The sequence below is a fragment of the Rossellomorea sp. H136 genome (assembly GCF_056838065.1).
In genome coordinates this window covers 3,528,528-3,552,913 of sequence record NZ_CM166371.1, presented here as the reverse complement: position 1 = coordinate 3,552,913, position 24,386 = coordinate 3,528,528, and the positions used below count along the sequence as shown (strand labels likewise).

At 41.4% G+C, this 24,386-nt stretch carries 27 protein-coding genes and 3 other annotated features; of the genes, 23 read left to right on the top strand and 4 right to left on the bottom strand.

Features of this window, described 5'->3' with window-relative positions:
- From mutM to ACYH0O_RS18140, 16 genes are all read left to right on the top strand, one after another.
- Positions 1–825: a DNA-formamidopyrimidine glycosylase gene (gene mutM / locus ACYH0O_RS18215; protein ID WP_482629783.1), complete on the top strand. Its 825-nt coding sequence runs from the start codon at positions 1–3 to the stop codon at positions 823–825.
- 68 nt (positions 826–893) lie between these two features.
- The gene (ytaF, locus tag ACYH0O_RS18210; protein WP_482629782.1) at positions 894–1,526 is read left to right on the top strand and encodes a sporulation membrane protein YtaF; all 633 of its coding nucleotides are present in this window, start codon (positions 894–896) and stop codon (positions 1,524–1,526) included.
- A gap of 31 nt (positions 1,527–1,557) precedes the next feature.
- The gene (gene coaE / locus ACYH0O_RS18205; protein ID WP_482629781.1) at positions 1,558–2,163 is read left to right on the top strand and encodes a dephospho-CoA kinase; all 606 of its coding nucleotides are present in this window, start codon (positions 1,558–1,560) and stop codon (positions 2,161–2,163) included.
- Positions 2,164–2,603: 440 nt separating this feature from the next.
- Positions 2,604–3,632 (top strand): glyceraldehyde-3-phosphate dehydrogenase, encoded by a 1,029-nt coding sequence (locus tag ACYH0O_RS18200; RefSeq protein ID WP_482629780.1) that lies wholly within the window; start codon positions 2,604–2,606, stop codon positions 3,630–3,632.
- Between the two features lie 536 nt (positions 3,633–4,168).
- Entirely contained in the window at positions 4,169–4,549 is a 381-nt protein-coding gene (gene speD / locus ACYH0O_RS18195) for an adenosylmethionine decarboxylase (protein WP_034756998.1), read from the top strand.
- A gap of 131 nt (positions 4,550–4,680) precedes the next feature.
- Complete coding sequence (locus tag ACYH0O_RS18190) at positions 4,681–5,061, top strand: cytosolic protein (protein WP_482629779.1); 381 nt, start codon at positions 4,681–4,683, stop codon at positions 5,059–5,061.
- An 82-nt stretch (positions 5,062–5,143) separates the two neighbouring features.
- Entirely contained in the window at positions 5,144–5,599 is a 456-nt protein-coding gene (nrdR, locus tag ACYH0O_RS18185) for a transcriptional regulator NrdR (protein ID WP_482632608.1), read from the top strand.
- A gap of 68 nt (positions 5,600–5,667) precedes the next feature.
- Complete coding sequence (locus tag ACYH0O_RS18180) at positions 5,668–7,056, top strand: replication initiation and membrane attachment family protein (protein WP_482629778.1); 1,389 nt, start codon at positions 5,668–5,670, stop codon at positions 7,054–7,056.
- Positions 7,057–7,068: 12 nt separating this feature from the next.
- Positions 7,069–8,001 carry a primosomal protein DnaI gene (gene dnaI / locus ACYH0O_RS18175; RefSeq protein ID WP_482629777.1) on the top strand — a complete coding sequence of 311 codons (933 nt, stop codon included), beginning with the start codon at positions 7,069–7,071 and terminating at the stop codon, positions 7,999–8,001.
- Between the two features lie 497 nt (positions 8,002–8,498).
- The gene (locus ACYH0O_RS18170; RefSeq protein WP_482629776.1) at positions 8,499–9,365 is read left to right on the top strand and encodes a putative sporulation protein YtxC; all 867 of its coding nucleotides are present in this window, start codon (positions 8,499–8,501) and stop codon (positions 9,363–9,365) included.
- A gap of 73 nt (positions 9,366–9,438) precedes the next feature.
- Positions 9,439–9,693 (top strand) — a binding site (T-box leader).
- Between the two features lie 58 nt (positions 9,694–9,751).
- Positions 9,752–11,683 carry a threonine--tRNA ligase gene (gene thrS, locus ACYH0O_RS18165; RefSeq protein WP_148995910.1) on the top strand — a complete coding sequence of 644 codons (1,932 nt, stop codon included), beginning with the start codon at positions 9,752–9,754 and terminating at the stop codon, positions 11,681–11,683.
- Between the two features lie 174 nt (positions 11,684–11,857).
- Positions 11,858–11,997, top strand: a sequence feature (ribosomal protein L20 leader region).
- An 88-nt stretch (positions 11,998–12,085) separates the two neighbouring features.
- Complete coding sequence (gene infC / locus ACYH0O_RS18160) at positions 12,086–12,589, top strand: translation initiation factor IF-3 (RefSeq protein ID WP_034757009.1); 504 nt, start codon at positions 12,086–12,088, stop codon at positions 12,587–12,589.
- Positions 12,590–12,611: 22 nt separating this feature from the next.
- The gene (rpmI, locus tag ACYH0O_RS18155) at positions 12,612–12,812 is read left to right on the top strand and encodes a 50S ribosomal protein L35 (protein ID WP_032087387.1); all 201 of its coding nucleotides are present in this window, start codon (positions 12,612–12,614) and stop codon (positions 12,810–12,812) included.
- 28 nt (positions 12,813–12,840) lie between these two features.
- Positions 12,841–13,200, top strand: coding sequence for a 50S ribosomal protein L20 (rplT, locus tag ACYH0O_RS18150; protein WP_113969573.1), 360 nt, complete (start codon positions 12,841–12,843; stop codon positions 13,198–13,200).
- Positions 13,201–13,289: 89 nt separating this feature from the next.
- Entirely contained in the window at positions 13,290–13,568 is a 279-nt protein-coding gene (locus tag ACYH0O_RS18145) for a DUF1294 domain-containing protein (RefSeq protein ID WP_149156231.1), read from the top strand.
- Between the two features lie 95 nt (positions 13,569–13,663).
- Entirely contained in the window at positions 13,664–14,233 is a 570-nt protein-coding gene (locus tag ACYH0O_RS18140) for a TVP38/TMEM64 family protein (RefSeq protein ID WP_149156232.1), read from the top strand.
- A gap of 30 nt (positions 14,234–14,263) precedes the next feature.
- Here the strand turns inward: ACYH0O_RS18140 and ACYH0O_RS18135 are convergent, their stop codons facing one another.
- The gene (locus ACYH0O_RS18135) at positions 14,264–14,647 is read right to left on the bottom strand and encodes a sigma-w pathway protein ysdB (protein ID WP_482629775.1); all 384 of its coding nucleotides are present in this window, start codon (positions 14,645–14,647) and stop codon (positions 14,264–14,266) included.
- Between the two features lie 146 nt (positions 14,648–14,793).
- On the opposite strand from ACYH0O_RS18135, the gene ACYH0O_RS18130 reads away from it, so the two are divergent.
- Together ACYH0O_RS18130 and ACYH0O_RS18125 are read left to right on the top strand one after the other, a co-directional pair.
- Positions 14,794–15,282, top strand: coding sequence for a dUTP diphosphatase (locus ACYH0O_RS18130; RefSeq protein WP_149156234.1), 489 nt, complete (start codon positions 14,794–14,796; stop codon positions 15,280–15,282).
- A 104-nt stretch (positions 15,283–15,386) separates the two neighbouring features.
- Entirely contained in the window at positions 15,387–16,472 is a 1,086-nt protein-coding gene (locus ACYH0O_RS18125; RefSeq protein WP_482629774.1) for a M42 family metallopeptidase, read from the top strand.
- Positions 16,473–16,535: 63 nt separating this feature from the next.
- On the opposite strand, the gene ACYH0O_RS18120 is transcribed toward ACYH0O_RS18125, so the two are convergent.
- The gene (locus tag ACYH0O_RS18120; protein ID WP_482629773.1) at positions 16,536–17,078 is read right to left on the bottom strand and encodes a cysteine hydrolase family protein; all 543 of its coding nucleotides are present in this window, start codon (positions 17,076–17,078) and stop codon (positions 16,536–16,538) included.
- A 147-nt stretch (positions 17,079–17,225) separates the two neighbouring features.
- Positions 17,226–17,447 (bottom strand): small acid-soluble spore protein SspI, encoded by a 222-nt coding sequence (gene sspI, locus ACYH0O_RS18115; RefSeq protein WP_113969566.1) that lies wholly within the window; start codon positions 17,445–17,447, stop codon positions 17,226–17,228.
- Between the two features lie 123 nt (positions 17,448–17,570).
- Between sspI and ACYH0O_RS18110 the strand changes: the two genes are divergently transcribed.
- From ACYH0O_RS18110 to pheT, 3 genes are all read left to right on the top strand, one after another.
- Positions 17,571–18,332, top strand: a complete 762-nt coding sequence (locus ACYH0O_RS18110) for a TrmH family RNA methyltransferase (protein WP_482629772.1) — start codon at positions 17,571–17,573, stop codon at positions 18,330–18,332.
- 59 nt (positions 18,333–18,391) lie between these two features.
- Positions 18,392–18,630 (top strand) — a binding site (T-box leader).
- An 80-nt stretch (positions 18,631–18,710) separates the two neighbouring features.
- On the top strand, positions 18,711–19,748 hold the full coding sequence (gene pheS / locus ACYH0O_RS18105; RefSeq protein WP_482629771.1) for a phenylalanine--tRNA ligase subunit alpha: 1,038 nt from the start codon (positions 18,711–18,713) through the stop codon (positions 19,746–19,748).
- 27 nt (positions 19,749–19,775) lie between these two features.
- Positions 19,776–22,190 carry a phenylalanine--tRNA ligase subunit beta gene (gene pheT / locus ACYH0O_RS18100; RefSeq protein WP_482629770.1) on the top strand — a complete coding sequence of 805 codons (2,415 nt, stop codon included), beginning with the start codon at positions 19,776–19,778 and terminating at the stop codon, positions 22,188–22,190.
- A gap of 212 nt (positions 22,191–22,402) precedes the next feature.
- Here the strand turns inward: pheT and rnhC are convergent, their stop codons facing one another.
- Complete coding sequence (rnhC, locus tag ACYH0O_RS18095) at positions 22,403–23,326, bottom strand: ribonuclease HIII (RefSeq protein WP_482629769.1); 924 nt, start codon at positions 23,324–23,326, stop codon at positions 22,403–22,405.
- A gap of 132 nt (positions 23,327–23,458) precedes the next feature.
- On the opposite strand from rnhC, the gene zapA reads away from it, so the two are divergent.
- Together zapA and ACYH0O_RS18085 are read left to right on the top strand one after the other, a co-directional pair.
- Entirely contained in the window at positions 23,459–23,719 is a 261-nt protein-coding gene (zapA, locus tag ACYH0O_RS18090) for a cell division protein ZapA (protein WP_482629768.1), read from the top strand.
- 7 nt (positions 23,720–23,726) lie between these two features.
- The gene (locus ACYH0O_RS18085) at positions 23,727–24,266 is read left to right on the top strand and encodes a CvpA family protein (RefSeq protein WP_149156242.1); all 540 of its coding nucleotides are present in this window, start codon (positions 23,727–23,729) and stop codon (positions 24,264–24,266) included.
- The last annotated feature ends 120 nt before the right edge of the window (positions 24,267–24,386 follow it).

The window sequence follows — 24,386 nt, the reverse complement described above, 5'->3', positions numbered from 1 at the left end:
GTGCCGGAGCTGCCTGAAGTAGAAACGGTCAGAAAGACGTTGGAGCTTCTTGTTATTGGAAAGAAAATCAAAGACGTCTCGGTTTTTTGGCCTAAGATGATAAAAAGTCCCGACGAACCCGATGAATTTGTTCATAGCTTGAAGGGGCAGGAAATACTTGAAATGGGAAGAAGAGGGAAATTCCTGATCTTTTATTTAAACGACGTGGCCCTTGTTTCTCACTTGAGAATGGAAGGGAAGTACAACTTGTCCGATAGCCGGGACCCCATTGAAAAGCACACCCACGTCATTTTTCACTTTACGGATAACACGGAACTCAGATACCGTGATGTCCGGAAGTTCGGAACGATGCATTTATTCAGGAAAGGGGAGGAATTGCTTCATCTTCCCCTCCTGCAGTTGGGACCGGAGCCATTCCAATCCGAATTTACAGCTGACTACTTGGCAGAAAAGCTGGACAAGACAGAAAGAATCGTGAAAGCCACATTATTAGATCAGACGGTCCTCGTTGGGTTGGGGAATATTTATGTGGATGAAGCGTTATTCCGTGCAGGTATACACCCTGACCGAAAATCAAAATCTCTTTCAACGGAAGAAATTGAACGTTTGCACAAAGAAATCATTCATACGCTGACCGAAGCCGTTGAAATGGGAGGAAGTACGATTCGCTCCTATGTGAATTCTCAGGGACAAATGGGTATGTTCCAACAGAACCTCTTCGTGTATAGCCGGAAAGAAGAACCTTGTCGAAAGTGTGGTGCTCTAATTGAGAAGAAAGTTTCAGCAGGGAGAGGGACGCACTATTGTCCCGGTTGCCAACGTTAGAAAGAACCATTAACATCTGATAAGCCCTTACCATATAGTATTGTAATGATTTTTGGGAGGGCTATTAGATGAGTGAAACAATCTCCTTATTACTGCTGGCGTTTGCTGTAAGTCTTGATAGTTTTAGCACAGGTTTAACTTACGGATTACGAAAAGTGAAAATCCCTACAAAATCAATCAGCATCATATCCATTTGTTCGGCGAGCTCCTTATTGTTGGCCATGTTGCTTGGTCAGACCATTGGATCCATCATCACACCGCTTTGGGCTGGAAGGATCGGCGGACTGATTCTGGTTGTGATTGGAGCAGCTGTACTGTACCAGTTCTTTAGACCGGAAAAAGATACGGTATTATCCCAAGAAAAAACGTTAATTAACTTTGAGATTAAATCCATAGGATTAGTGGTTCAAATTTTAAGAAGACCGTTAACGGCAGACTTTGATAGATCGGGTACAATTACTGGTATTGAAGCATTTATGCTTGGAATCGCACTGTCATTGGATGCGTTCGGTGCCGGAATTGGCGCTGCGTTATTAAATTTCTCGCCATTCATACTTACTTTAGCCATCCTGGTGATGAGCTTTACGTTCTTATTCTCAGGATTGAAGATGGGGGAATTCTTCTCTCATATACGATGGATTCACCGAGTGTCATTTCTACCGGGAGTTCTGTTGATCCTTATAGGGATCCTGAGGTTTTAAGGGCTGACATGAGTTAGAAAGGAATAGGATAATGGCTAGCATTATAGGATTAACAGGTGGTATTGCAAGTGGTAAAAGCACAGTTTCAAAAATGTTAAATGAAAAAGGCTATACGATCATTGATGCAGACCTTGCTGCCCGTATGGTGGTTGAGGTTGATCAGCCGGCTTACCTTGCGATTGTGGAAGAATTCGGTGAACACATACTGCACGATCACGATTCAACCATCAATCGTGAAAAACTCGGCCAGATCATCTTTAACTCTGAAGAAAAACGTAAAAAGCTTAATGGAATCGTACATCCTGCCGTCAGAAGCATGATGCTCTCACATAAAGATGAAGCCATTCTTGCTGGTAAAAACACGATTTTCATGGATATCCCCCTTTTATTCGAAAGCAACTTGACGTGGATGGTGGATCGTACAGTCGTAGTATACGTGAACGAAGAAACCCAACTATCCCGTCTAATGGAGCGTAACAACTATAACCGTGAAGACGCCTCCTCCCGCATCGCTTCCCAATTCTCCTTAAAGGAAAAAGCAAGCAATGCCGACGCAGTCATCGACAACAACGGATCTTTACAAGAGACCCAACAACAGCTTGATGCACTATTAGTGGAGTGGAATCTAAAACCATAGAATGACTTATGAGCCGACAAGGGAACCTCTTGTCGGCTTTTTTTCGTTCGTTAGTTCCATTTGGTGTTTTGTCTGTCAAAACTTATAGAAATAGTGTAGTAGCACAGAGTGGATTGTAGCGGAAGGCACTTTACTCCTGCGGGAAATAGAGGAAAGGTCGAGACCCCACAGGGCAAAGCCCGAGGAGGCTCGACTTCCTCCCCGCGGAAAGAAAGTGCCTGGAGCGGAAAGGAACGGTCATTGTTAAGAAACGCATATATAGCTTTGAAAAAATGTATTATTTTAAACCACAAAAATATACATTCAATAAGCCTATTTGTCAGAATAATAAAACATTAAAAATCCGCAAAATACTTATTAACATATTCTCTAAATATGTTATACTATTTTTAGCAAATAAACATATAAGTATAACATTAATATAGAGGGGAGCCGGATTTATGAAGGCGAAAATTGCAATCAATGGTTTTGGGCGTATTGGGAGAATGGTTTTCAGGAAAGCAATATTAGAGGAAAACTTAGAGGTTGTAGCCATTAACGCAAGCTACCCGGCTGAAACATTAGCACATTTAATTAAGTATGACACAAATCATGGAACATTTCAGGCAGATGTGGTGACGGAAGATGATGCACTCATCGTCAATGGCAAGCGTGTCCTACTATTAAGCAATCGTGATCCTAAAGCTTTGCCTTGGGGCGAATTAAATATCGACATTGTGATTGAAGCTACTGGAAAATTCAATTCGAAAGATCAAGCGAGCCTTCATTTAGAAGCGGGAGCAAAAAAGGTCATCCTGACTGCCCCTGGTAAAAATGAAGACGTAACAATTGTGATGGGTGTAAATGAAAGCGCATTAAATATTGAAGAACACAGTGTCATTTCAAATGCATCGTGTACAACGAACTGTTTAGCGCCAGTTGCGAAGGTATTAGATGAGCAATTTGGTATTGAAAATGGACTTATGACGACAGTCCATGCTTACACAAATGACCAAAAGAATATTGATAATCCACATAAAGATTTGAGAAGAGCGAGAGCGTGCGGCCAGTCGATCATCCCGACCACGACTGGTGCAGCAAAAGCATTATCATTGGTTCTGCCTCAATTAAACGGCAAGCTTCACGGAATGGCATTACGTGTACCTACACCAAATGTTTCACTAGTGGACCTGGTTGTAGATGTGAAAAGAGACGTAACAGTAGAAGAAGTCAACGAAGCTTTCATTACGGCTTCTGTTAGTTCCTTACACGGAGTGCTGCAATACACTACGGAACCTTTAGTTTCAATTGACTTTAATACAAATCCTCATTCAGCGATCATCGACGGGTTATCCACGATGGTAATGGCAGATCGAAAAGTGAAGGTACTGGCCTGGTACGATAATGAATGGGGCTATTCATGCCGCGTCGTTGATCTGGCTAAATTCGTTGCATCAAAAATGAACGCAAAACAAGAAGTCAACGTTTGAAAGAACCCAAATAAAAAATAAGCTGCATCCTTAGGACGTACCTTTCCAGGTGCGTTCTTTTCTTTTATTATTTTTATAAATAGAATGCATCGGACAGCCCTATTAGGTAGTTGATGAATTTAGGAACTCCTTTGGCGGAAAGTTTGTTTCAGGAACAACTTTCTACCAAAGCTTTTTATTTGTGCTTATCTATCAAAATGTATAGTTAGTAAAAGTGTAGTATCAGAGAGTGGGTTGTAGCGGAAAGTAACGGTCCTTGTTTAGAAAATGAAATTACTACAGTGTTGTATATATCAAAAAGTGAAAAAGGTATTCGTATTATCCGCTTGAAAAAAGTTTAAAAAAATTTATTGCAAAAGGGTTTTAAACAAAGTATACTATTTTTCGTGAACTTCTTATTAGCAAATGAATACTGATTTAGCTACTTAAAGGGTTAGGACCTCTTCGGACTAACTTTCCCCCGTGGTAGTTAAGATTTTGCCAAAAGACACGTTCATTTTGACGAAAAAAATTATGTCAAAGGGGGAAACACGAAAATGGAAACAATGGGTCGTCATGTAATCTCAGAATTATGGGGTTGCGATTTTGAAAAATTAAACGATGTAGTAGGAATTGAAAAAACATTCGTAGATGCTGCGCTTAAATCAGGTGCAGAGGTACGTGAGGTAGCTTTCCATAAATTTGCTCCTCAAGGTGTTAGTGGAGTTGTGATCATTTCAGAATCACATCTAACTATTCACAGTTTTCCTGAACATGGTTATGCCAGTATTGATGTATATACTTGCGGTGATTTAGATCCTAACATCGCTGCTGAATATATTGCAGATGCTCTTGGTGCTGACACACGTGAGACAATTGAATTGCCACGTGGTATGGGTCCGGTACAAGTGAAGAAGTCTCAGGCTCAAGCCCTTTAATCGAAGATAACTCAGAAGAGATGCGTATTAGATGCATCTCTTTTTTTATGCATTTGTACAGGAATTGATTTTGAATTTTCATTCTTGTGGTTTTCGTGTAAAATGAGGGTAAATAAAGGGAGGAACTTTAAATGAGTGGAATACGTACTTTTTTAAAAAGGTTTCAATCAGAATGTGAGACATCTGATCAGCACGAAGATAAAGACCTGAAATCACGCTATTATAAATCCATGCATCAAGGTGCATTTAATGCAGTATTAGAGTTATTCTCATCCTCTGAGTATGAGGTGATTTCCCAGTCGAAGGACAGAGGTGAAATTACGGTCCGTAAAAATGGTACTCCCCAATTGTTTATTGTCGCAACGGTCATCACGGTAAGGCCATTTGAAACGGCAGTCGATTTCAAGATCAGTGCGGATAAAGGGAAAATCTTTGGTACATATACGGTCTTAAAAGCACAGATTAACCATTATTATCAAAAGCTTGACAGCGAATTGACAAAAGTGAAATAACGGTAAATCCTTTATAAGCTTGTGTAAGTCGCAGCTTTTTTATATGATGAAAGTAATAGTATGTAATAACGGAGCTGATATTATGAAGTGCCCGTCTTGCCAGCATAATGGTACACGAGTAGTGGACTCCCGTCCTGCTGATGAAGGACGTTCAATCAGAAGAAGAAGAGAATGTGAAGAATGTAATTTCCGCTTCACGACCTTCGAGAAGGTTGAGGAGCTTCCTTTAATTGTGGTGAAAAAAGAAGGGGTAAGAGAAGAGTTTAGTCGAGAGAAGATTTTGAGAGGGTTGATCAAGGCTTGTGAGAAGCGCCCGGTCCCTCTTGAGAGATTAGAAAAGATCGCAACGGATATTGAAAAGGAACTCCGTAATCAAGGTGCTTCTGAAGTGGAATCCGTTAAGATTGGTGAGATGGTCATGGATCAACTTGCTAAGGTAGATGAAGTTGCATACGTACGCTTTGCATCTGTGTATAGACAATTCAAGGATATTAATGTATTTATAGACGAACTGAAAGAATTAATAAAAAAAGAGTAGAAGAATGAGCTGAAGATGTAATTCTTTAGCTCTTTTCTCTTTATTTTTTTGAAAGGTAGAATCCAACTATGATGAAGAAGCATTGGAATGAAATACAACCAATCGATCACTACACGGTAGGCACAAATGGGATTCTTCAGGAATACGATCGGAAAATCATCACGTTTCTGTACCAGCCCTTAATTGGTTCGGTTTGTTACAGTCTTTATATGAGTTTATGGGGAGAAGTAGAAGAAAACAGGCTATGGTCAACACATTCAACTCATTACCACCTGATGAACGTTCTGTCTGTCAATCTTCAGGAAGTATATGAAGCGAGAATGAAGCTTGAAGGGATTGGGTTGTTAAAGGCATACGAAAAAAAAGACAACGAGGATCGGAGCTTTCTTTATGAACTTCAGCCTCCCCTCACCCCTCAGGAATTCTTTCATGATGGTATGTTAAATGTGTATCTTTACCGTAAAATAGGCAGAAGCCATTATTTGCGTTTAAAGAAATTCTTCACTGACCAATCGGTCGATAAACAGCAGCACGTTAACATCACACGATCCTTTCAAGATGTTTTCACATCAGAACAAATTAATTTTCTCCACCACGACGCAAATATGGATTCCGAGACAAAGTCTGGTGAACAATATATGAAATATGGGAAGAATGATGGTCTTCCACTGGATGATATCGATTTTGATTTTCAGTTACTACTTGCAGGGTTATCTGAATCCATGGTTCCACGAAAAGCCTTTACAACTAATGTAAAGGAAACGGTTCTGAAGCTGAGCTACCTGTACGGTATTAATCCTCTTCAAATGAAAAATATCGTCTTAAGCTCCTTGGATGCAGATGATACCATCGATATAGAGCTACTGCGCAAAACCGCACGTGATTGGTATGGGGTTCAGACAGGTGATCAACTGCCTGATTTGACTACAAGAATAGCGACTAATGCGCCTGCGAAATCGGATAAACCCCTCACGAAAGAAGAAGAGCTCATTGAATACTTGGAAACAACGTCGCCCAAGGATGTTCTATCTGACATATCAAATGGAGGAGCTCCTTCTAAGTCAGACCTTCAGGCTGTTGAAGAGGTGCTCATGTCACAGAAGCTGCCGATTGGTGTCATGAATGTCCTGGTTCAATATGTTTTGCTGAAAACGGATATGAAGCTCACAAAAGGATATATGGAAAAGATTGCGTCCCATTGGTCGAGAAAAAAGGTGACGACTGCAAGTGAAGCTATGGAATTAGCCAAAAAAGAACACAAGCAGTATCTTGAGTGGGCTGAAGGGAAAAAAGAAAATAAAACGAATAGACGAAGAAAGCCGATTCGTACGGAAAAACTCCCGGAATGGTTCCAAGAAGGGGAAACCGAGAAAGGAAATGATTCTTCCCTTGATGGATATGATTTCGAAGCAGAAAAGAAGAAACTCGAAGAAGAGCTTAAAAATTTTCGGAAGTAGGTGAACGTAGCGGTGGAGAGAATAAATAACACCCTGAAAAGGTTGGCGGCTTCTGGTTCGTTTCAACAAAGATATGAGCAAATGAAAAAAGAGATTCTTGAAAACAATGATGTGAAGGATTTTATTCGCAGGAATGAAGGCCGTGTAACAGGGGAAATGGTAAATGAGAGTCTGATGAAGTTATATGAATACATCTCTCAAAGTAAAGAATGTCGATACTGTCCTTCTTTACAGGAGTGTAAGAATATGATGGAAGGGTATGACCCTCATTTAGTGATCAGAGGCAACACCATCGACATCGATTACCATCGCTGCCCTCGAAAAGTCATTCACGATGAAAGAACGAGCGCCCAGCGTTTAATCAAAAGCCTGTATGTGCCGAAGGATATTTTACAAGCATCCTTCCAGACCCTGGATCTTGATTCGAAAAGCCGATTGGAGGCTGTCCGGTTAGCAAAGAATTTCGTAGAGAACTATACAGAAGGTACAAAAATGAAAGGACTCTATTTTTACGGCAAGTTCGGAGTGGGTAAGTCCTATTTGTTAGGGGCGATGGCCAATGAGCTCGCACAGAAAAAAATTGCGTCCCTGATTGTCTACGTTCCTGAGTTCTTTAGAGAAATCAAGCAATCGCTGGGAGACAACTCGGTAAATGAAAAACTGGAAATGGTTAAAGCTGCACCGATCCTCATGCTCGATGACATCGGCGCAGAAACCATGTCAAGCTGGGGAAGAGATGAAATCCTTGGGACGATCCTACAGTACAGAATGCTAGAAAACCTGCCTACATTCTTCACCTCCAACTTCAACTTCAACGAACTCACCCACCATTTGACGTACAGTCAACGGGGAGAAGAAGAAAAACTGAAGGCTGCACGAATCATGGAGCGAATTAAATACCTGTCTCAGCCTGTGTTGATTGATGGAAGGAATAGAAGAGAATAATTAAAATTGAAAAAGGAAGGTCACTCGCTTAGCGATTGACCTTCCTTTTTTTATGGTTCTATAATATTTGTTGGGGTTCTTACACAATTAGCAGACACAAAAAATGCACGTATTCGCCCAGTCTTTTATACTTGAATTGTCGAGAAACAAGTAAAGATTGGAGATACGTGCATAATGAATTCTACCATAATGTTGCCTGGTTTTGAAGAAGTAAACATCATGAAGATAAAAAGATCACAATGTTGATTGGAGCGGAAGGGGGCTCGACTCCTGCGGGAATAGCGGGAAAGTTGAGACCCCACAGGGCAAAGCCCGAGGAGGCTCAACTCACGCCCCGCGGAAAGCGAGCCTCCTGGAGTGGAAATCAACCATTACTCGCTTCTTTTAACAATCAAAAGATTCAAAAAGTAATAATTAAATCTCCTCATCAACTTCTAAATTATACAAGCCTCCCATATATATAAATCAGGGATTTGGGTTTAAGGAGGCGAGAAAGTTTGATTGAATTTATTTTCAAGCAAAAAAATGATGCATTAAAGCTTCAAGAACACCTCAATAAAGAGTTCATACAATCATGGTTCCATGAAACGCTCTTTCAACATACAACACACTATAATCTGACGATAGAGGTTCCCCCCTTCTTCAAGGAAAAAGAAAAGCTGTTCAACGGGGTTTCCAACTTTGTCTTAAATGATAAATGCATGGACTGGTCCGAATCAGCCCTGAAAGAAAATTACTTTTATGAAGATGTTGATGAAATCAATCAAATATTAGAGGTCGTATCAGAGATGAGGATGGGTGAGCGACCTGAATTGATGGAGCTGATTGATGAATGGGACGAGGCCGAATACGTCCATGACAGCCTGGAGCTTTTGTTGGAAGGGAAGGCCCCCATATCATTCGACTCTTTCAGCAAATTCAGGCTGAAGAAGCTTCAGGAGAGACTGCTCCTCATGCTGGATCTTGCTATAGATGAATATAAGATGGAACAGGAATATCAAATGTTTGTCCATATGCTGCGGGAGTATCTGGCATCAAGGGAGCAGAAAATACGAACCATCCATCTATACTCGACGGGTTACGGCTATCGTTTCTTTGATGAAGACATGAAAGAGGTGACAAGGCAGGAATTGACGAAGGCGATTGATAAACGCCTTCTGACGAATCACCCGTTATACGTTGATTCGTACACCATCGCTCCGTTATTATCCCTTGCACCGGAGAAGATACTCGTGTACGGGAATGGTGACCATCAATTGATCAGAACACTACAGAATATTTTTGAAGAACGGATCGATCTTTTGCCGATTAGTTACTTCCCTGATACACTTCTTTACCCTTCATGGGATATCGCGAATGAATAGGCTGCTTATTTTATGGAATGCTCTTGCTTTTCAAAACATAACCGATTATAATACCTACATAATAAGTCAATAAATAAAGGTTATGATGAGGACAACAATATTCCTATTCCATTCACAGAGAGGGAAGTCTCTTGGCTGCAAGCTTCCTAATTCGTTAGTGATATTTACCACCTCGGAACTTCAATCATGAACTGGATCTTGACGGATTCACAGTAATGATTGACGGCTAAATGTCGTTATTCGTTTTCAATGAAGTCATTGTCTGTATTTTTGGCACAATGAGAAGTTGGGTGGAACCACGAGTTTATTTATTAACCTCGTCCCTTCAAACGTGAAGGGGCGGGGTTTTTTATGTTTTTTAGAGATTACTTAAGGAGTGAAATAACATGTCAGAAGTAGTGAAAATGCAGTTCCCTGATGGAAATGTCAAGGAGTTTCCTAAAGGGACGACAACAGAAGAAATTGCTGCGTCCATCAGTCCCGGACTGAAGAAGAAGGCGCTAGCTGGTAAAATAAATAATGTATTAATCGACTTGCGTACAGGGATTCAAGAGGATGGGGCGATTGAAATCGTTACACCTCCAGGAGAAGATGCACTGGAAATTCTTCGTCATAGCACAGCTCATTTAATGGCACAGGCCATTAAACGCTTATATCCTGAAACAAAACTTGGGATCGGACCGGTGATTGAAGGCGGATTCTATTATGATATTGATTCCGAGCACACGTTCACTCCGGAAGATCTTCCTCTCATCGAGAAAGAAATGAAGAAAATCACTGGAGAAAACTTAGAAGTTGTCCGTAAAGAAGTGAGCCGAGACGAAGCTCAGAAAATGTATGAAGAAGTCGGTGACGAGTATAAGCTTGAATTACTTGAGGCGATTCCTGAAGGAGAACAAGTTTCCATTTACGAGCAAGGAGAATTCTTCGATTTATGTCGTGGAATCCACATCCCGTCCACTAATAAAATTAAAGAATTCAAGCTGTTAAGCATCGCCGGGGCATACTGGCGCGGGAACAGTGATAATAAAATGCTTCAACGAATCTACGGTACAGCCTTCTTCAAGAAAGAAGACCTGGAAGAGCATCTGCGTCTTTTAGAAGAAGCAAAAGAGCGTGATCACCGTAAAATCGGTAAAGAATTGAATCTATTCATGAACTCGCAAAAAGTGGGACAAGGCCTGCCGATGTGGCTGCCTAAAGGTGCCACGATCCGTCGTATCATCGAGCGTTATATCGTTGATAAAGAAGAGCGCTTAGGCTATGATCACGTATACACACCTGTCATGGGAAGCGTTGAGTTATACAAAACAAGCGGTCACTGGGATCATTACCAGGAGAATATGTTCCCGGTCATGGAGATGGATAATGAAGATCTTGTCCTTCGCCCGATGAACTGCCCTCATCATATGATGATTTACAAAAACGGCATTCACAGCTATCGTGAGCTTCCGATCCGTATCGCCGAGCTTGGTCTGATGCACCGTTACGAATTATCAGGAGCACTATCAGGACTTCAACGTGTACGTGGAATGACTCTGAACGATGCTCATATCTTTGTTCGTCCCGATCAAATCAAGGAAGAATTCAAGCGTGTCGTGCGCCTGGTTCAGGAAGTGTACAAAGACTTTGATCTGAAGGACTATTCCTTCCGCCTGTCTTATCGTGACCCTGAGGATACTGAGAAGTACTTTGATGATGATGAGATGTGGAACCGTGCACAAGGAATGATCAAGGAAGCCATGGATGAACTGGACGTTGAGTACTTTGAAGCAGAAGGGGAAGCGGCATTCTACGGTCCTAAACTGGACGTTCAAGTGAAAACAGCCCTTGGTAAGGAAGAAACTCTATCAACGGTTCAACTGGATTTCCTACTTCCTGAGCGCTTTGACTTAACATATGTAGGGGAAGACGGGAAGCAGCATCGTCCGGTTGTCATTCACCGTGGTGTCGTATCCACAATGGAACGCTTCGTGGCATTCCTGATCGAAGAATACAAAGGAGCATTCCCGACATGGCTCGCTCCAACGCAGGTTCAGGTGATCCCGGTTTCCCCGGATGTTCACTTCGACTATGCGAAAGAAGTGAAAGAAAAGCTTCAGGCTGAAGGGCTGCGTGTAGACATCGATGACCGTAATGAAAAGATCGGTTATAAGATCCGTGAAGCACAGATGAGTAAAGTCCCTTACATGCTTGTAGTGGGAGACAACGAAATCAAGGAAACGGCTGTAAACGTCCGTAAATACGGAGAGCAAAAATCAGAAACGATTTCCCTTGATGAGTTCATCGGCCATATCACAAAAGAAGCGAAACGCTAAATGAGGAAGAGGGACGGACCTTGTGCCAAGGTCCGTCCCTCCCGTATAAATTTCAAAAAAACTATTGCACTCTCCTAAGATGTCTGATATTATGAAATACGTTGTGATATTAAATGATTATTTGACAGCGGTATTGTCATGTGATATATTATCTAAGGTGAATTGAATACAGTTTGGTACAAGAAGAAGCTACCCGCTTCTCACCTGAATAACGCGTTCGTGCTGTTTACAGGTATGTGATTGACTATTAAAGCCATTTATATATGCTTAATAATCAGGTGCGGGTGTTTCGACACTCGCATCTTTTTTTGTGTGTTGCACGCAAAAAAGGAAGCGAGTGCGTCGGCCAAAGCCGTGTATTCTTTTAATAAACCTTGGAGGTGGCTAATTATTAGCAAAGACATGATCTTAAACGAAACGATTCGTGCCCGTGAAGTACGTCTTATCGATCAAAACGGTGAGCAACTTGGGATTAAATCCAAGAATGAAGCTCTTGAAATTGCTGAACGTGTAAATCTTGATCTTGTTCTTGTTGCTCCAAATGCTAAACCACCCGTTGCTCGTATCATGGACTACGGTAAGTTTAAGTTTGAACAACAGAAGAAAGAAAAAGAAGCGCGTAAGAATCAGAAAATCATCAATCTTAAAGAGGTTCGTTTAAGCCCGACGATTGATGAGCATGATTTCAATACCAAGCTTCGTAACGCTCGTAAGTTCCTTGAAAAAGGAGACAAAGTTAAAGCGTCAATCCGATTTAAAGGTCGTGCAATTACGCACAAAGAAATTGGTCAACGTGTTCTGGATCGCTTCTCTGATGAGTGTAAAGATGTAGCAACCGTTGAATCAAAACCGAAAATGGATGGTCGCAGTATGTTCTTGGTGCTTGCACCAGTTAACGAAAAATAAAGGACCCGAGGAGGAAAAGCACATGCCAAAAATGAAAACTCACCGCGGCTCAGCTAAGCGTTTCAAGAAAACAGGTTCTGGTAAACTTAAACGTTCACACGCTTACACAAGCCACTTATTCGCAAACAAATCTACTAAAGCAAAGCGTAAGCTACGTAAAGCGGCTGTTGTCTCTAAAGGAGATTTCAAACGCATTCGTCATATGCTTGACAACCTAAAATAAGAAGTAATAGAAACAGGAGGGAATTATTATGCCACGCGTAAAAGGCGGAACAGTAACACGCAGACGTCGTAAAAAAGTTCTTAAATTAGCCAAAGGTTATTTCGGTTCAAAACATACTTTATATAAAGTAGCAAACCAACAAGTCATGAAATCATACATGTATGCTTATCGTGACCGTCGCCAAAAGAAACGTGATTTCCGTAAATTATGGATCACACGTATCAATGCGGCTGCTCGTATGAACGGTCTTTCTTACAGCCGTTTAATGCACGGTTTAAAGCTTGCTGGTATCGAAGTTAACCGTAAAATGCTTGCTGAGCTTGCGATTGCTGACGAAAAAGCATTCAACCAATTAGCAGATGCTGCTAAAGCTCAACTTAACAAATAATTAACTGCTGACTAAGTTAGCAGACAAAAAGGACTGGCCTCTGGCCGGTCCTTTCTTATATAAATCTCATTGGAAAGCAGGTAGAAATCATGGGTACGTTAACAGGTATCTTATATCTATATGCCATTGTCATCAATATCATCGGCTTTATCATCATGGGCAAGGATAAAAGAAAGGCGCAGCGAAATGAATATCGCATCAAGGAGAGTACTCTGTGGCAGGTGGCGATTCTGGGAGGCAGCATCGGCGCATATATGGGAATGAAAGTATATAGGCATAAAACGAAACATAAAGTATTCGCTTTTGGTTTTCCGCTTCTTGTCATGCTCCATAGCCTGCTTTTTATCTGGCTGAATACTAAGTTGTAGAAATTGAAGTTTTCATTCTTTAACCCGTCTCCTCTACATACTATATAGAGAGTGTCTATAACAGCTTAGAAAAGCAGAAGGAGGTCACCTTAGCCATGGACGAACGGTTAGTTGCTGCATTCGCCCTCATGGAAGCTAGTGGGTATTTGGCTCCTGTTCTGTTTATTCTGTTTCATATCCTAAGGCAATTTCTGTTCATCCCGGTAGCCCTTGTATGTATGGCGGGAGGAGTGCTGTTTGGAAGTATATTCGGCACTCTGTATTCATTAATCGGATTAACGCTCTTATCTGTTACTTTTTATTTTGTCATAAAGAGCTTTACATCTTTCTATGAAAAGCTCCTGAGACTGAAAGAAAAATGGTTTGGAAGAAATGCTACTCTCACAACCGGTCAAGTTGCAATACTGAGGTTAATTCCTTTTGTCCATTATCAGCTGCTCAACCTTTGTCTACTTGAACGCAAGAAAAAGCTTAAACCTTTTATCCGGGCCTCTGTTATTTCTAATATTCCCCTGGCGTTTTTTTACACGGTTTTCGGTCAATACATCAAACAATTTTCCCCACCTATTCTCGTCATGATTTTGCTGGCACTCATCGTCCTATTTTACCTTCTAAGAGAAAAAGTAAGAGTGATTGAATGGAGAGAGTTCTTTCCGGGTAAATAAAAAACGGCTAGCAGGGCTAGCCATTTTTTATTACTTTTTTTGAAGGAATTCATGGATCGGGCTTTTCCAATCCAGCTTTGCATTCGGGTATCTTTCTTTAATTTCATTCTGGAGGTATTGAAAATCTTCTTGAGTCAGTCCCTTTAAAGAAGAGATGTTTTTTGACCAAACAAAGATGGAAACCACTTCAAAGGATTTTTCTGTTGCTCCTAAATATTTTTCTCCTTCGAAAAGAACTCCTTTATACGTTACGTGAAAATTCTTACGGACATTTTCCTGATTATCGAGAAAGTAAAAACGTTTTTGCTCCTGGGCAAGTTCCAGTTTTCGCTTTGGGTCTATAATATATTTCACACTGCGGTATAAAAGATAAAGAATAAGGAAAAAAATCACTAACCGAATAATCCAAAGCATTACCATTACCTCCCTAGGCATAAGTCTTCTCCTATTATTTACGATAAAAACAGAAAAAGGTTTCATTTTATTTAAAATTTCTTTGAAAATTTGTCATACTAAGAGAGGACAACAGAAAAATAGGCATCATAAGGGGAGATAACGTCATGAATATTGAAAAGTTATTGGACATGCAAGAGAAGCTTGATCAGCATATTGAAGAAGAACACGGTTTGCAAAACGCAGATTTAATTGAAAAGAAGATCCTTGCCCTGCTTGTTGAAGTGGGAGAACTGGCCAATGAAACAAGAAGCTTTAAGTTTTGGAGTAAGAAATCATCTTCATCGAAGGAAGTGATCCTTGAAGAATTTGTAGATGGAATTCATTTTATTCTCTCACTGGGACTTGAAATCGGCATCCAGCAATTTGATTTAGGTGAAACCAATTACGCAAATGAAGATGTCTCGAAACAATTCCTGGAAGTATTCAAATCGGCCAATCACTTTTCTGAAGAGCGTTCTGTTGGGCATTTTCAACAATTGTTCAGGCATTATGTCTATTTGGGTGAGCTGTTAGGATTCTCCCATGAAGAGGTATTTGACGCTTATGTTAAGAAGAATGAAGTGAATTATAATCGTCAAAAAGAAGGGTATTAATATTCCGTTTCACCAGCGGTAGTTTAAGAAGATTCAGGAAATTTTGATGAATCGGACAGATTTTAGTATAATGAGAGTGTATAAATATTTAGGGGGTCGAAACAGTGGCAAAATTAGATGAAACATTGACAATGCTAAAGGATTTAACCGATGCAAAAGGTGTACCGGGGAATGAAAGAGAAGTACGAAACGTAATGAAGCGATACATAGAACCATTTGCAGATGAAATCACAACAGATAATCTGGGAAGCTTAATTGCTAAAAAAGTCGGCGATGAGAACGGTCCTAAGATTATGGTGGCCGGACATCTTGATGAAGTCGGCTTCATGATCACTCAAATCGACAGCAAAGGGTTCCTGCGTTTTCAAACAGTAGGAGGCTGGTGGTCACAAGTCATGCTTGCCCAGCGAGTGACAATTGTGACGAGTAAAGGAGAAGTAACAGGAGTGATCGGTTCAAAACCACCGCATATCCTGCCTCCGGAATCCCGTAAAAAGCCGGTTGATATTAAAGATATGTTTATCGATATCGGAGCTTCAAGCCGTGAAGAAGTACAGGAGTGGGGAGTAAAGCCGGGAGATATGGTTGTTCCGTATTTCGAATTCACGGTGATGAACAACGAAAAGATGCTTCTTGCAAAAGCGTGGGATAACCGTATCGGATGCGCGATTGCCATCGATGTACTGAAAAACCTGAAAGATCAAGATCATCCAAACGTGGTATATGGTGTAGGTACAGTGCAGGAAGAAGTTGGTCTGCGTGGAGCGAGAACGTCAGCAGCTAAGATCCAGCCTGACATTGCCTTTGGTGTAGATGTTGGAATTGCAGGAGATACACCTGGCGTTTCTGACAAGGAAGCATCAAGTAAAATGGGCGAAGGCCCACAAATCATCCTGTATGATGCATCCATGATTTCTCACAAAGGGCTTCGTGACTTTGTGACAGATACAGCGGATGAACATAACATTCCGTATCAATTTGATTCCATTGCCGGTGGTGGAACGGATTCCGGTGCGATTCATTTAACGGCAAATGGAGTCCCTGCTTTATCCATTACCATTGCAACCCGCTATATCCATTCCCATGCAGCAATGTTGCATCGTGATGATTATGAGAATGCGGTTAAACTGATTACAGAAGTGATCAAGAAGTTAGATCAAGATACAGTGGCGAAGATTACATTTGATTGATTGTAATGAAAGAGAGACCCTATCGCATAAGGGTCTCTTTTTCATGAGATAGAGGAGCTGGCATTAAAAAGTCATTTGATCAGATAAGGTCATGTCGGCACCGATCGTTTTTTTAATAATGCGAATGGCGCTCTCATTGTCCTCGTCTGACTCAGAAGCCATGCAATCCTTCGGTATCGAGATTTCATACTCTCTCATATAGGCATCATTGGCGGTGTAGAGTACACAGATATCCCCTGCGATTCCTGTTAGGATCAAGTGTTTTACATCCAACTGATGAAGCAGGATATCAAGTTGCGTCCCGAAAAAGCACGAATGCTTCGGTTTGATGATAAAATAGTCATCTGTATCGGGGTGAAGTTTTTCGATTACGGTTTCTCCTTTTTTCTTGTTGCAATGCTCGATAATGTCATTCATATTGTCCTGCCATAGACCGTAGTTATCATTCACATAAATGACCGGAATGTCGGATTCCTTCGCTATCTTCTTCAAGTCGCGAATATTATCTACAATCTTCAAAGTGTTTTCGTATAAATTCTCTCCACCTTGAAAATCAAAAGTATTAATCATGTCGATGATCAATAATGCGCTTTTCTTGTGACTCATACATTCGTTTCCCCTTCCTTTACGTTTGTATGTTTTCATTACCACTGATAGAGATGGATTAAAACAAAATGGGGAAAACTTTTATGTGGTGGCTGCATATCAAATCATAAAAATAAGGGCAACCCATGTTAAGGGTTACCCATGTTATTACTGTGTTTGTTGCTGCTGTAATGATTCCTCTAATGTTTCGAGGACCATTTTTTGTTCCTGGGGATCTGCGTTTTGCCAGAAGACTTCAAGAAGTACCCCCAGTCCAGGAAGGGTTTTTTCTTCTCCGCCTTGGATTGCATCGACGATGGTGTCTCTCAGTTCGTCCTGGTTGTTACCAGATACGTTGTGTATGATTGCTTTTCGTAAGTTAAGATTCATCACACATTTCTCCTTTTTGATAGTTGAGGAATTCATTGTTATCTTGTCTCAAATTGAATTTATTATGTAGGAAAGTTAAGGTATAATGAGACCCTGAATAGTAATTAAAAGGAGCGGATACGATTGAAGTATATTCAATCCTCGAAAAATCCTGTTGTGAAGCAGTGGAAGAAGTTATTGACCAAAAAAGAACGGGATCTCACTCGTACATACATAGTTGAAGGCTTTCACCTGGTGGAAGAAGCCTTAAAGCAAGAGGATTCGGTCCTTGAACTTATAGTCGTGGAAGGAACCGATCTCCCGCAAAAATGGACCGTAGCCTCCGTTACCATGACGATGGTATCAGAAGAGGTCGGTAAAGCCTTGACGGATACCGAGACACCTCAAGGAGTTTTCGCTGTTTGTAAGCAGAGAGAAGATGAACATAACATTGAAAAAGCGGCAACATTCATGCTATTAGATGGCCTTCAGGATCCCGGGAATATCGGGACGATCATTCGTACAGCTGATGCAGCGGGTATTGATATGGTCGTGTTAGGCAAGGGTACTGTTGACCCCTATAACCCTAAGGTATTGCGGTCTGCACAAGGAGGTCACTTTCATATTCCGATTATCAGAAGGGATCTCAATGAAACCATTTCGAAATTGAAAGAACGGGACATCCCTGTATACGGGACAGCTCTTGAAAATGGTGTTGAGTATACAACGGTCAATCCTCAATCTTCATATGCTCTTATAGTAGGTAACGAAGGGAATGGTATGTCGAAAGAACTCTTAACTGAAACCGATCAGAATCTCTATATTCCCATTTATGGGAAAAGCGAATCGTTAAATGTAGCGATCGCCGCGGGGGTTTTATTATACTATTTTAAAAATGGGCAGTGAATTTCTTGAAAAGGTTTGAAATTTGCCTGGAAATTCACTATAATAATGCACATATAACTTAAAAAACGTTGAAAGAGGAAAGTAGCACATGACCTTCTTTAAGGGAGAGAATGCCCTGGACTGAAAGCATTCTTAGGAACGCATGATGTGAAGATTTCACCTCTCGAGTTGGCATCGGGACCATTCATTTGATGAATGTAAAGATGCTCCGGCAAAGCCGTTATCCGAATGAAGTGAGTATGTCTGCCTATGGATATGCTTATAAGGGTGGTACCGCGATATAAACCTCGTCCCTTTTGGGGATGGGGTTTTTTTATTTGTTTTAAAACCAATCCAGTACGATCATTCGGACGATATACATTAAAGGAGGAAGTATAAATGAAGGACAAATTACGATCCCTTCAACAAGAAGCAATCGAAAAAGTGAACGAAGCACAGGACTTAAAAGAACTGAACAATATCCGTGTAGCTTACCTGGGTAAAAAAGGACCCGTAACCGAAGCCTTAAAAGGAATGGGGAAACTTTCAGCGGAAGAGCGTCCAAAAATGGGGGCCCTTGCGAATGAAGTTCGTGGAGCCATAACAGAAACCATTGAAGCGAAGCAGGCCGTCCTTGAAAAAGAAGCAGTTGAAAAGAAGCTTCAATCTGAAACGATCGATGTTACATTACCAGGGCGCCCTGTTAAAAAGGGAAATCATCATCCGCTCACGATGATTGTGGAAGAAATTGAAGATTTATTTATCGGAATGGGCTATACCGTTGCTGAAGGACCTGAAGTGGAGAAGGATTATTATAATTTTGAAGCTCTGAACCTTCCCAAGGGACACCCGGCCCGAGATATGCAGGATTCCTTCTATATTACTGAAGAAACCCTTCTGCGTACTCATACTTCTCCTGTTCAAGCAAGAACGATGGAACTGGCCAAAGGCAAAGGACCAATTAAAATTATTTGTCCAGGGAAAGTGTATCGTCGTGATACAGATGACGCAACACACTCTCATCAATTCACTCAAATCGAGGGACTAGTCATTGATGAAGACATCCGCATGAGTGACCTGAAAGGAACGCTTAATGTGTTTGCCAAGAAAATGTTCGGCGAAGATCGTGAAATCCGCTTGCGCCCAAGCTTCTTCCCGTTCACTGAGCCATCAGTAGAAATGGATATCTCATGTAAAATCTGTGGTGGGAAAGGCTGTCGTGTATGTAAAGGAACTGGATGGATCGAAATTCTTGGAGCAGGAATGGTTCACCCGAACGTACTCGAAATGGCAGGGTTTGATTCACAGAAATACACAGGCTTCGCATTCGGAATGGGACCTGAACGTATTGCCATGCTGAAATACGGAATCGATGATATCCGTCATTTCTACACAAACGACACGCGCTTTGTCACTCAGTTCGGAACAGAAGAGTAAAAGAAAATTGATAGGAGGTACTAACACATGTTTGTTTCATATAAATGGTTAGAAAATTATGTTGACTTATCAGGTGTCACACCTGAAGAGTTAGCAGAGAAGATTACAAGAAGCGGGATTGAAGTTGAAGGTGTTGAACGAATCGGGGAAGAAATCAAAAATGTGGTAGTCGGTCATGTTTTACAATGTGAGCCACATCCTGATGCGGATAAATTAAATAAATGTTTAGTGGATGTAGGAGAGGAAGAACCTGTTCAAATCATTTGCGGAGCACCAAACGTGGCAATGGGTCAAAAAGTGGCTGTCGCAAAGGTTGGAGCGGTCCTGCCGGGTAACTTCAAAATCAAGAAAGCCAAGCTTCGTGGTGAAGCATCTCACGGGATGATTTGTTCCCTGCAAGAGCTTGGAGTAGAAGGAAAGCTTGTACCGAAAGAACATGCAGAGGGAATTTATGTGTTCTCGGATGATGCTGAAGTAGGCCGAGATGCAGTGGAATTATTGAATCTTGATGATGCGATTTTGGAATTGGGCTTAACGCCTAATCGTTCTGATTGCTTAAGCATGCTGGGAGTGGCGTATGAAGTAGCAGCCATTTTGGATCGTGAAGTCAAGCTTCCCCAAACGGAGTTATCCGCAGGCAGTGAAAAGGCGTCGGATTATGTATCGGTAAAAGTGGAGGCGAAAGAAGATAATCCTCTATACGGAGCTAAAATCATCAAAGATGTAAAAATCGGTCCATCTCCATTATGGATGCAAAATGCGTTGATCTCAGCCGGGATCCGACCACATAATAACGTAGTCGATATTACGAACTATGTTTTATTGGAATATGGTCAGCCTCTTCACGCATTTGATTATGACCGACTTGGTTCAAAGGAGATCCTTGTCCGTCGTGCGATTGATGGGGAGACATTCGTCACACTTGATGATGCAGAAAGAACCTTATCAAGCAGCCAGCTTGTCATTACGAATGGGACGGAGCCGGTCGCTCTTGCAGGAGTGATGGGTGGAGCGAATTCTGAGGTTAAAAACGATACAACGACTGTCCTTCTTGAGGCAGCTTATTTCACCGGTGCGATTGTCAGAGGAGCCTCCAAAGATCACGGACTGCGTAGTGAAGCGAGCACACGATATGAAAAGGGAGTCGATCCTGATCGTGTCCTGAAAGCAGGGGAGAGAGCTGCGCAACTGATGGCTGAATATGCACAGGGGAAAGTGCTTGAAGGAACGGTACTATTTAATGAACTTGAAGTTGAGCCTGTGAAGGTAGAGATTACGTTAGAAAAAATCAATTCTTCACTAGGAACATCCATTTCAACTGACACAGTTGTAGATATCTTCCGCCGACTTCAATTTGATGTAGAAGTCAATGGAGAAACGTTTGTTGTAACGGCTCCTACAAGAAGAGGGGATATTACCATACCTGAAGATTTACTTGAAGAAGTGGCACGTCTTTTCGGTTATGATAACCTTCCGCTGACTCTTCCAAAGGGAGAATCAACACCCGGTGGACTTTCGAATCATCAGTTGAAACGCCGTACGGTTCGTCGTTATTTAGAGGGGGCAGGACTCCTCCAAGGGATTACGTATTCTTTAACAAACGATAAGAAAGCAACAAAATATGCCCTGGACGTAAGAGAGCCTGTCCGTTTATTGATGCCAATGAGTGAAGAGCGAAGCAATCTCCGCCTAAGCATCATTCCACAGCTTCTTGAAGTGCTTTCGTACAATAAAGCACGTCAAAATGACTCACTTGCCTTTTATGAAGTGGGTTCCGTTTTCTTACAGGAACCAGGAGAAGAGCTGCCTAAAGAAGAGGAGCATATTGCAGGGGCTATTACGGGCCTTTGGCATCTGCATCCTTGGCAGGGAGAGAAGAAGCCTGCTGACTTCTATGTTGCGAAAGGTATCTTGGAAGGACTGTTCGAAGAAATCGGCGTTTCTGAAGCCATCTCTTACCGCCAGGCAGTGGTAGATGGTATGCACCCGGGAAGAACGGCTGAAATTCTATTGGACAATGAAGTCATCGGTTTTGTAGGAGCGATTCATCCGGAAGCGGAAAAAGAGTTGGACCTGAACGAAACCTACGTGTTCGAACTGAAGGCATCTCCAATCTTCCATTACGTAAAACCGGCATTAAGCTACACGCCAATCCCTCGTCATCCATCGATTACAAGAGATATCGCCCTTGTAGTGGATACAGATGTGAAAGCGGGAGAGTTGGAATCCATTATTAAAGACGCAGGAGGCAAGCTTCTGAAAGGAGTTTCAGTCTTCGATCTTTATGAAGGGGAACATATGGAAGCAGGCAAGAAATCCATTGCGTTCTCGTTAAAATACTTCGATCCGGCTAAGACATTAACGGATGAAGAAGTGGTTAAAGTACATGATAAAGTACTGCAAGCAGTGAAGGAAAAAGCCGGAGCAGAGTTGAGAGGATAATACAGCTCAAAGTGGAAGGTGTCAGACAATGGTCTGGCACCTTTTTGCTGTTTGGAGGTGGTATTGCCTGTTGAAAAATGAACGAATTTTAACAGGAGAATATTTCGGAAATTTCATCAGGTAAATAGCATTTATAATTCAACTGCTGAATCCAAGGGTAGAACCACCAACCAAAGAGAAATCCCCACCGGAATAACCGATGGGGATATCATTTATTTCCTGGCTAACTTTATCGCCTTTTCACTATTCGCAAAATGCCATTTCGTCATAGACTTCAATTCTTCAATCCCTTTTCGCTTAATGATTTTCGCAGCTGCAATGTCTACGTGCTTACCGGCACCTTTAGGTATCTCGACACCAGCTTTATCACTCAATTTGTCCATTTCCTTTAAGAAGGCATAACGGGCAATGATCGAGGCAGCGGCTACAGCTAGATGGATGCTTTCACCTTTTGTGCTGAAATACACGCGGTCACGTTGGATTTTCTTTTGTGCAGAAACATGTTTGTAGTATGTATTCTTTTCAACAAACTGATCAATCAATATTCCTTCCGGTAGTTCCGGGGCCATTTTTCCCAACAGATTCAGGATCGCCTGATTGTGCAAGAGAGCCTTCATCTTCCCCTGCGTCATTCCTTTTGCTTGCATCGCATTATATTTAGGGTTATGCAGGATGAGTAATGAATACGGAATCGCGGCTATTAAATCCCTGGCTATTTTGATGATTTGAGGGTCGGATAAATTTTTAGAATCCTTTACTCCGAGTTCCTTCATAAGTGGAAGGTGCTCTCTCTTCACGTAAGCACTTACCACCGTGATCGGTCCGAAGAAGTCGCCTGTGCCCACTTCATCTGATCCGATGACAGACCAGTCGGCGAAGTTTTCAGGCAGTGTCGTCGTTCCCTTGGAAGGTGATTTTACCTTTGGAGGCTCGCTGCTGCCCCACTGACTTGATTCTCCTTCTCCGTTAGATCCCTGAAACAATACTTTCCCCGATTTATAGGCAGTGATCGTACAGCCGGATGGCTTTGCTACAAAAACGGCACCCGGTGGCAGTTTGTCCGTTAATACGTTTTTGTAGTGGCCTTTCATTTTCTCGATTGTTTCTTTGTTTACTTGAATGACGGTATTAGCCAAGTTTCTCTCTCCTTATGACAAAATTCTTGTATATAATAAAAAATGTGAGCTATTATGACAAATTCCTTCCAAAATCAAAAGATTTCGTGGTATGATTATGTTTAGGATTCTTATGAATGGGGGGCTTTCAGATTGTCTGAACAACAAAAAAATCGCACCACTATAGACATATATGGTCAACAATATACGATTGTTGGGACTGAATCAACTAGTCAAATCCGATTTGTTGGTTCTAAAGTGGATGACAAGATGAGAGAAATAAACTCCATGAATCCATCTCTCGACACAAGCAGGCTCGCCGTTCTGACTGCGGTGAATGCCGTAAATGATTATCTCAAACTACAAGAAAAGTTTGAGGAGCTGGAACGAGAAATCAAACGTTTAAAGGATTGAAAAAAAGATGCTGGATTTAGCTTTGTTGATCATCCTGGTGATAGGATTTTTAATAGGTTTAAAACGTGGATTCATTTTGCAAGTGGTCCACATATTCGGATTTATTGTTTCTTTTATTGTAGCATACATATATTATGATCAGCTTGCACCGAAGTTAACATTATGGATTCCTTACCCTGTATTGGACGAGCAATCCACATTGAATATGATTTTTGAATCGACCAATTTAGATCAGGCTTATTATCGTGTGATCGCATTTGCAATGATTTTCTTCGCAGTCCGGATCATTCTGCAAATCATTGGATCGATGCTCGATTTTGTCGCACATCTTCCTCTATTAAAGCAGTTGAATGTTCTTGGCGGAGGGATATTAGGCTTTATTGAAGCATACTTAATGATCTTCATTCTATTATTTATTGCCGTATTGTTGCCGATCGAGTCGGTTCAAACATTCATTAATAACTCTTTTATTGCGCAAGCGATGGTTAAACATACGCCTGTTTTCTCTGATTTGGTGAAATCTTGGTGGATTGAATATGTAGCCTGAAGAAGGGGCTGACTATAAGTATGCAATTCAAATTCGTTAGGGATGCCTTAGTGAATTTGTTCATCTTATAAGTCAGTCTTTTTTCTTTTTATATCAATTTTGCTACTATATAGATGGGGA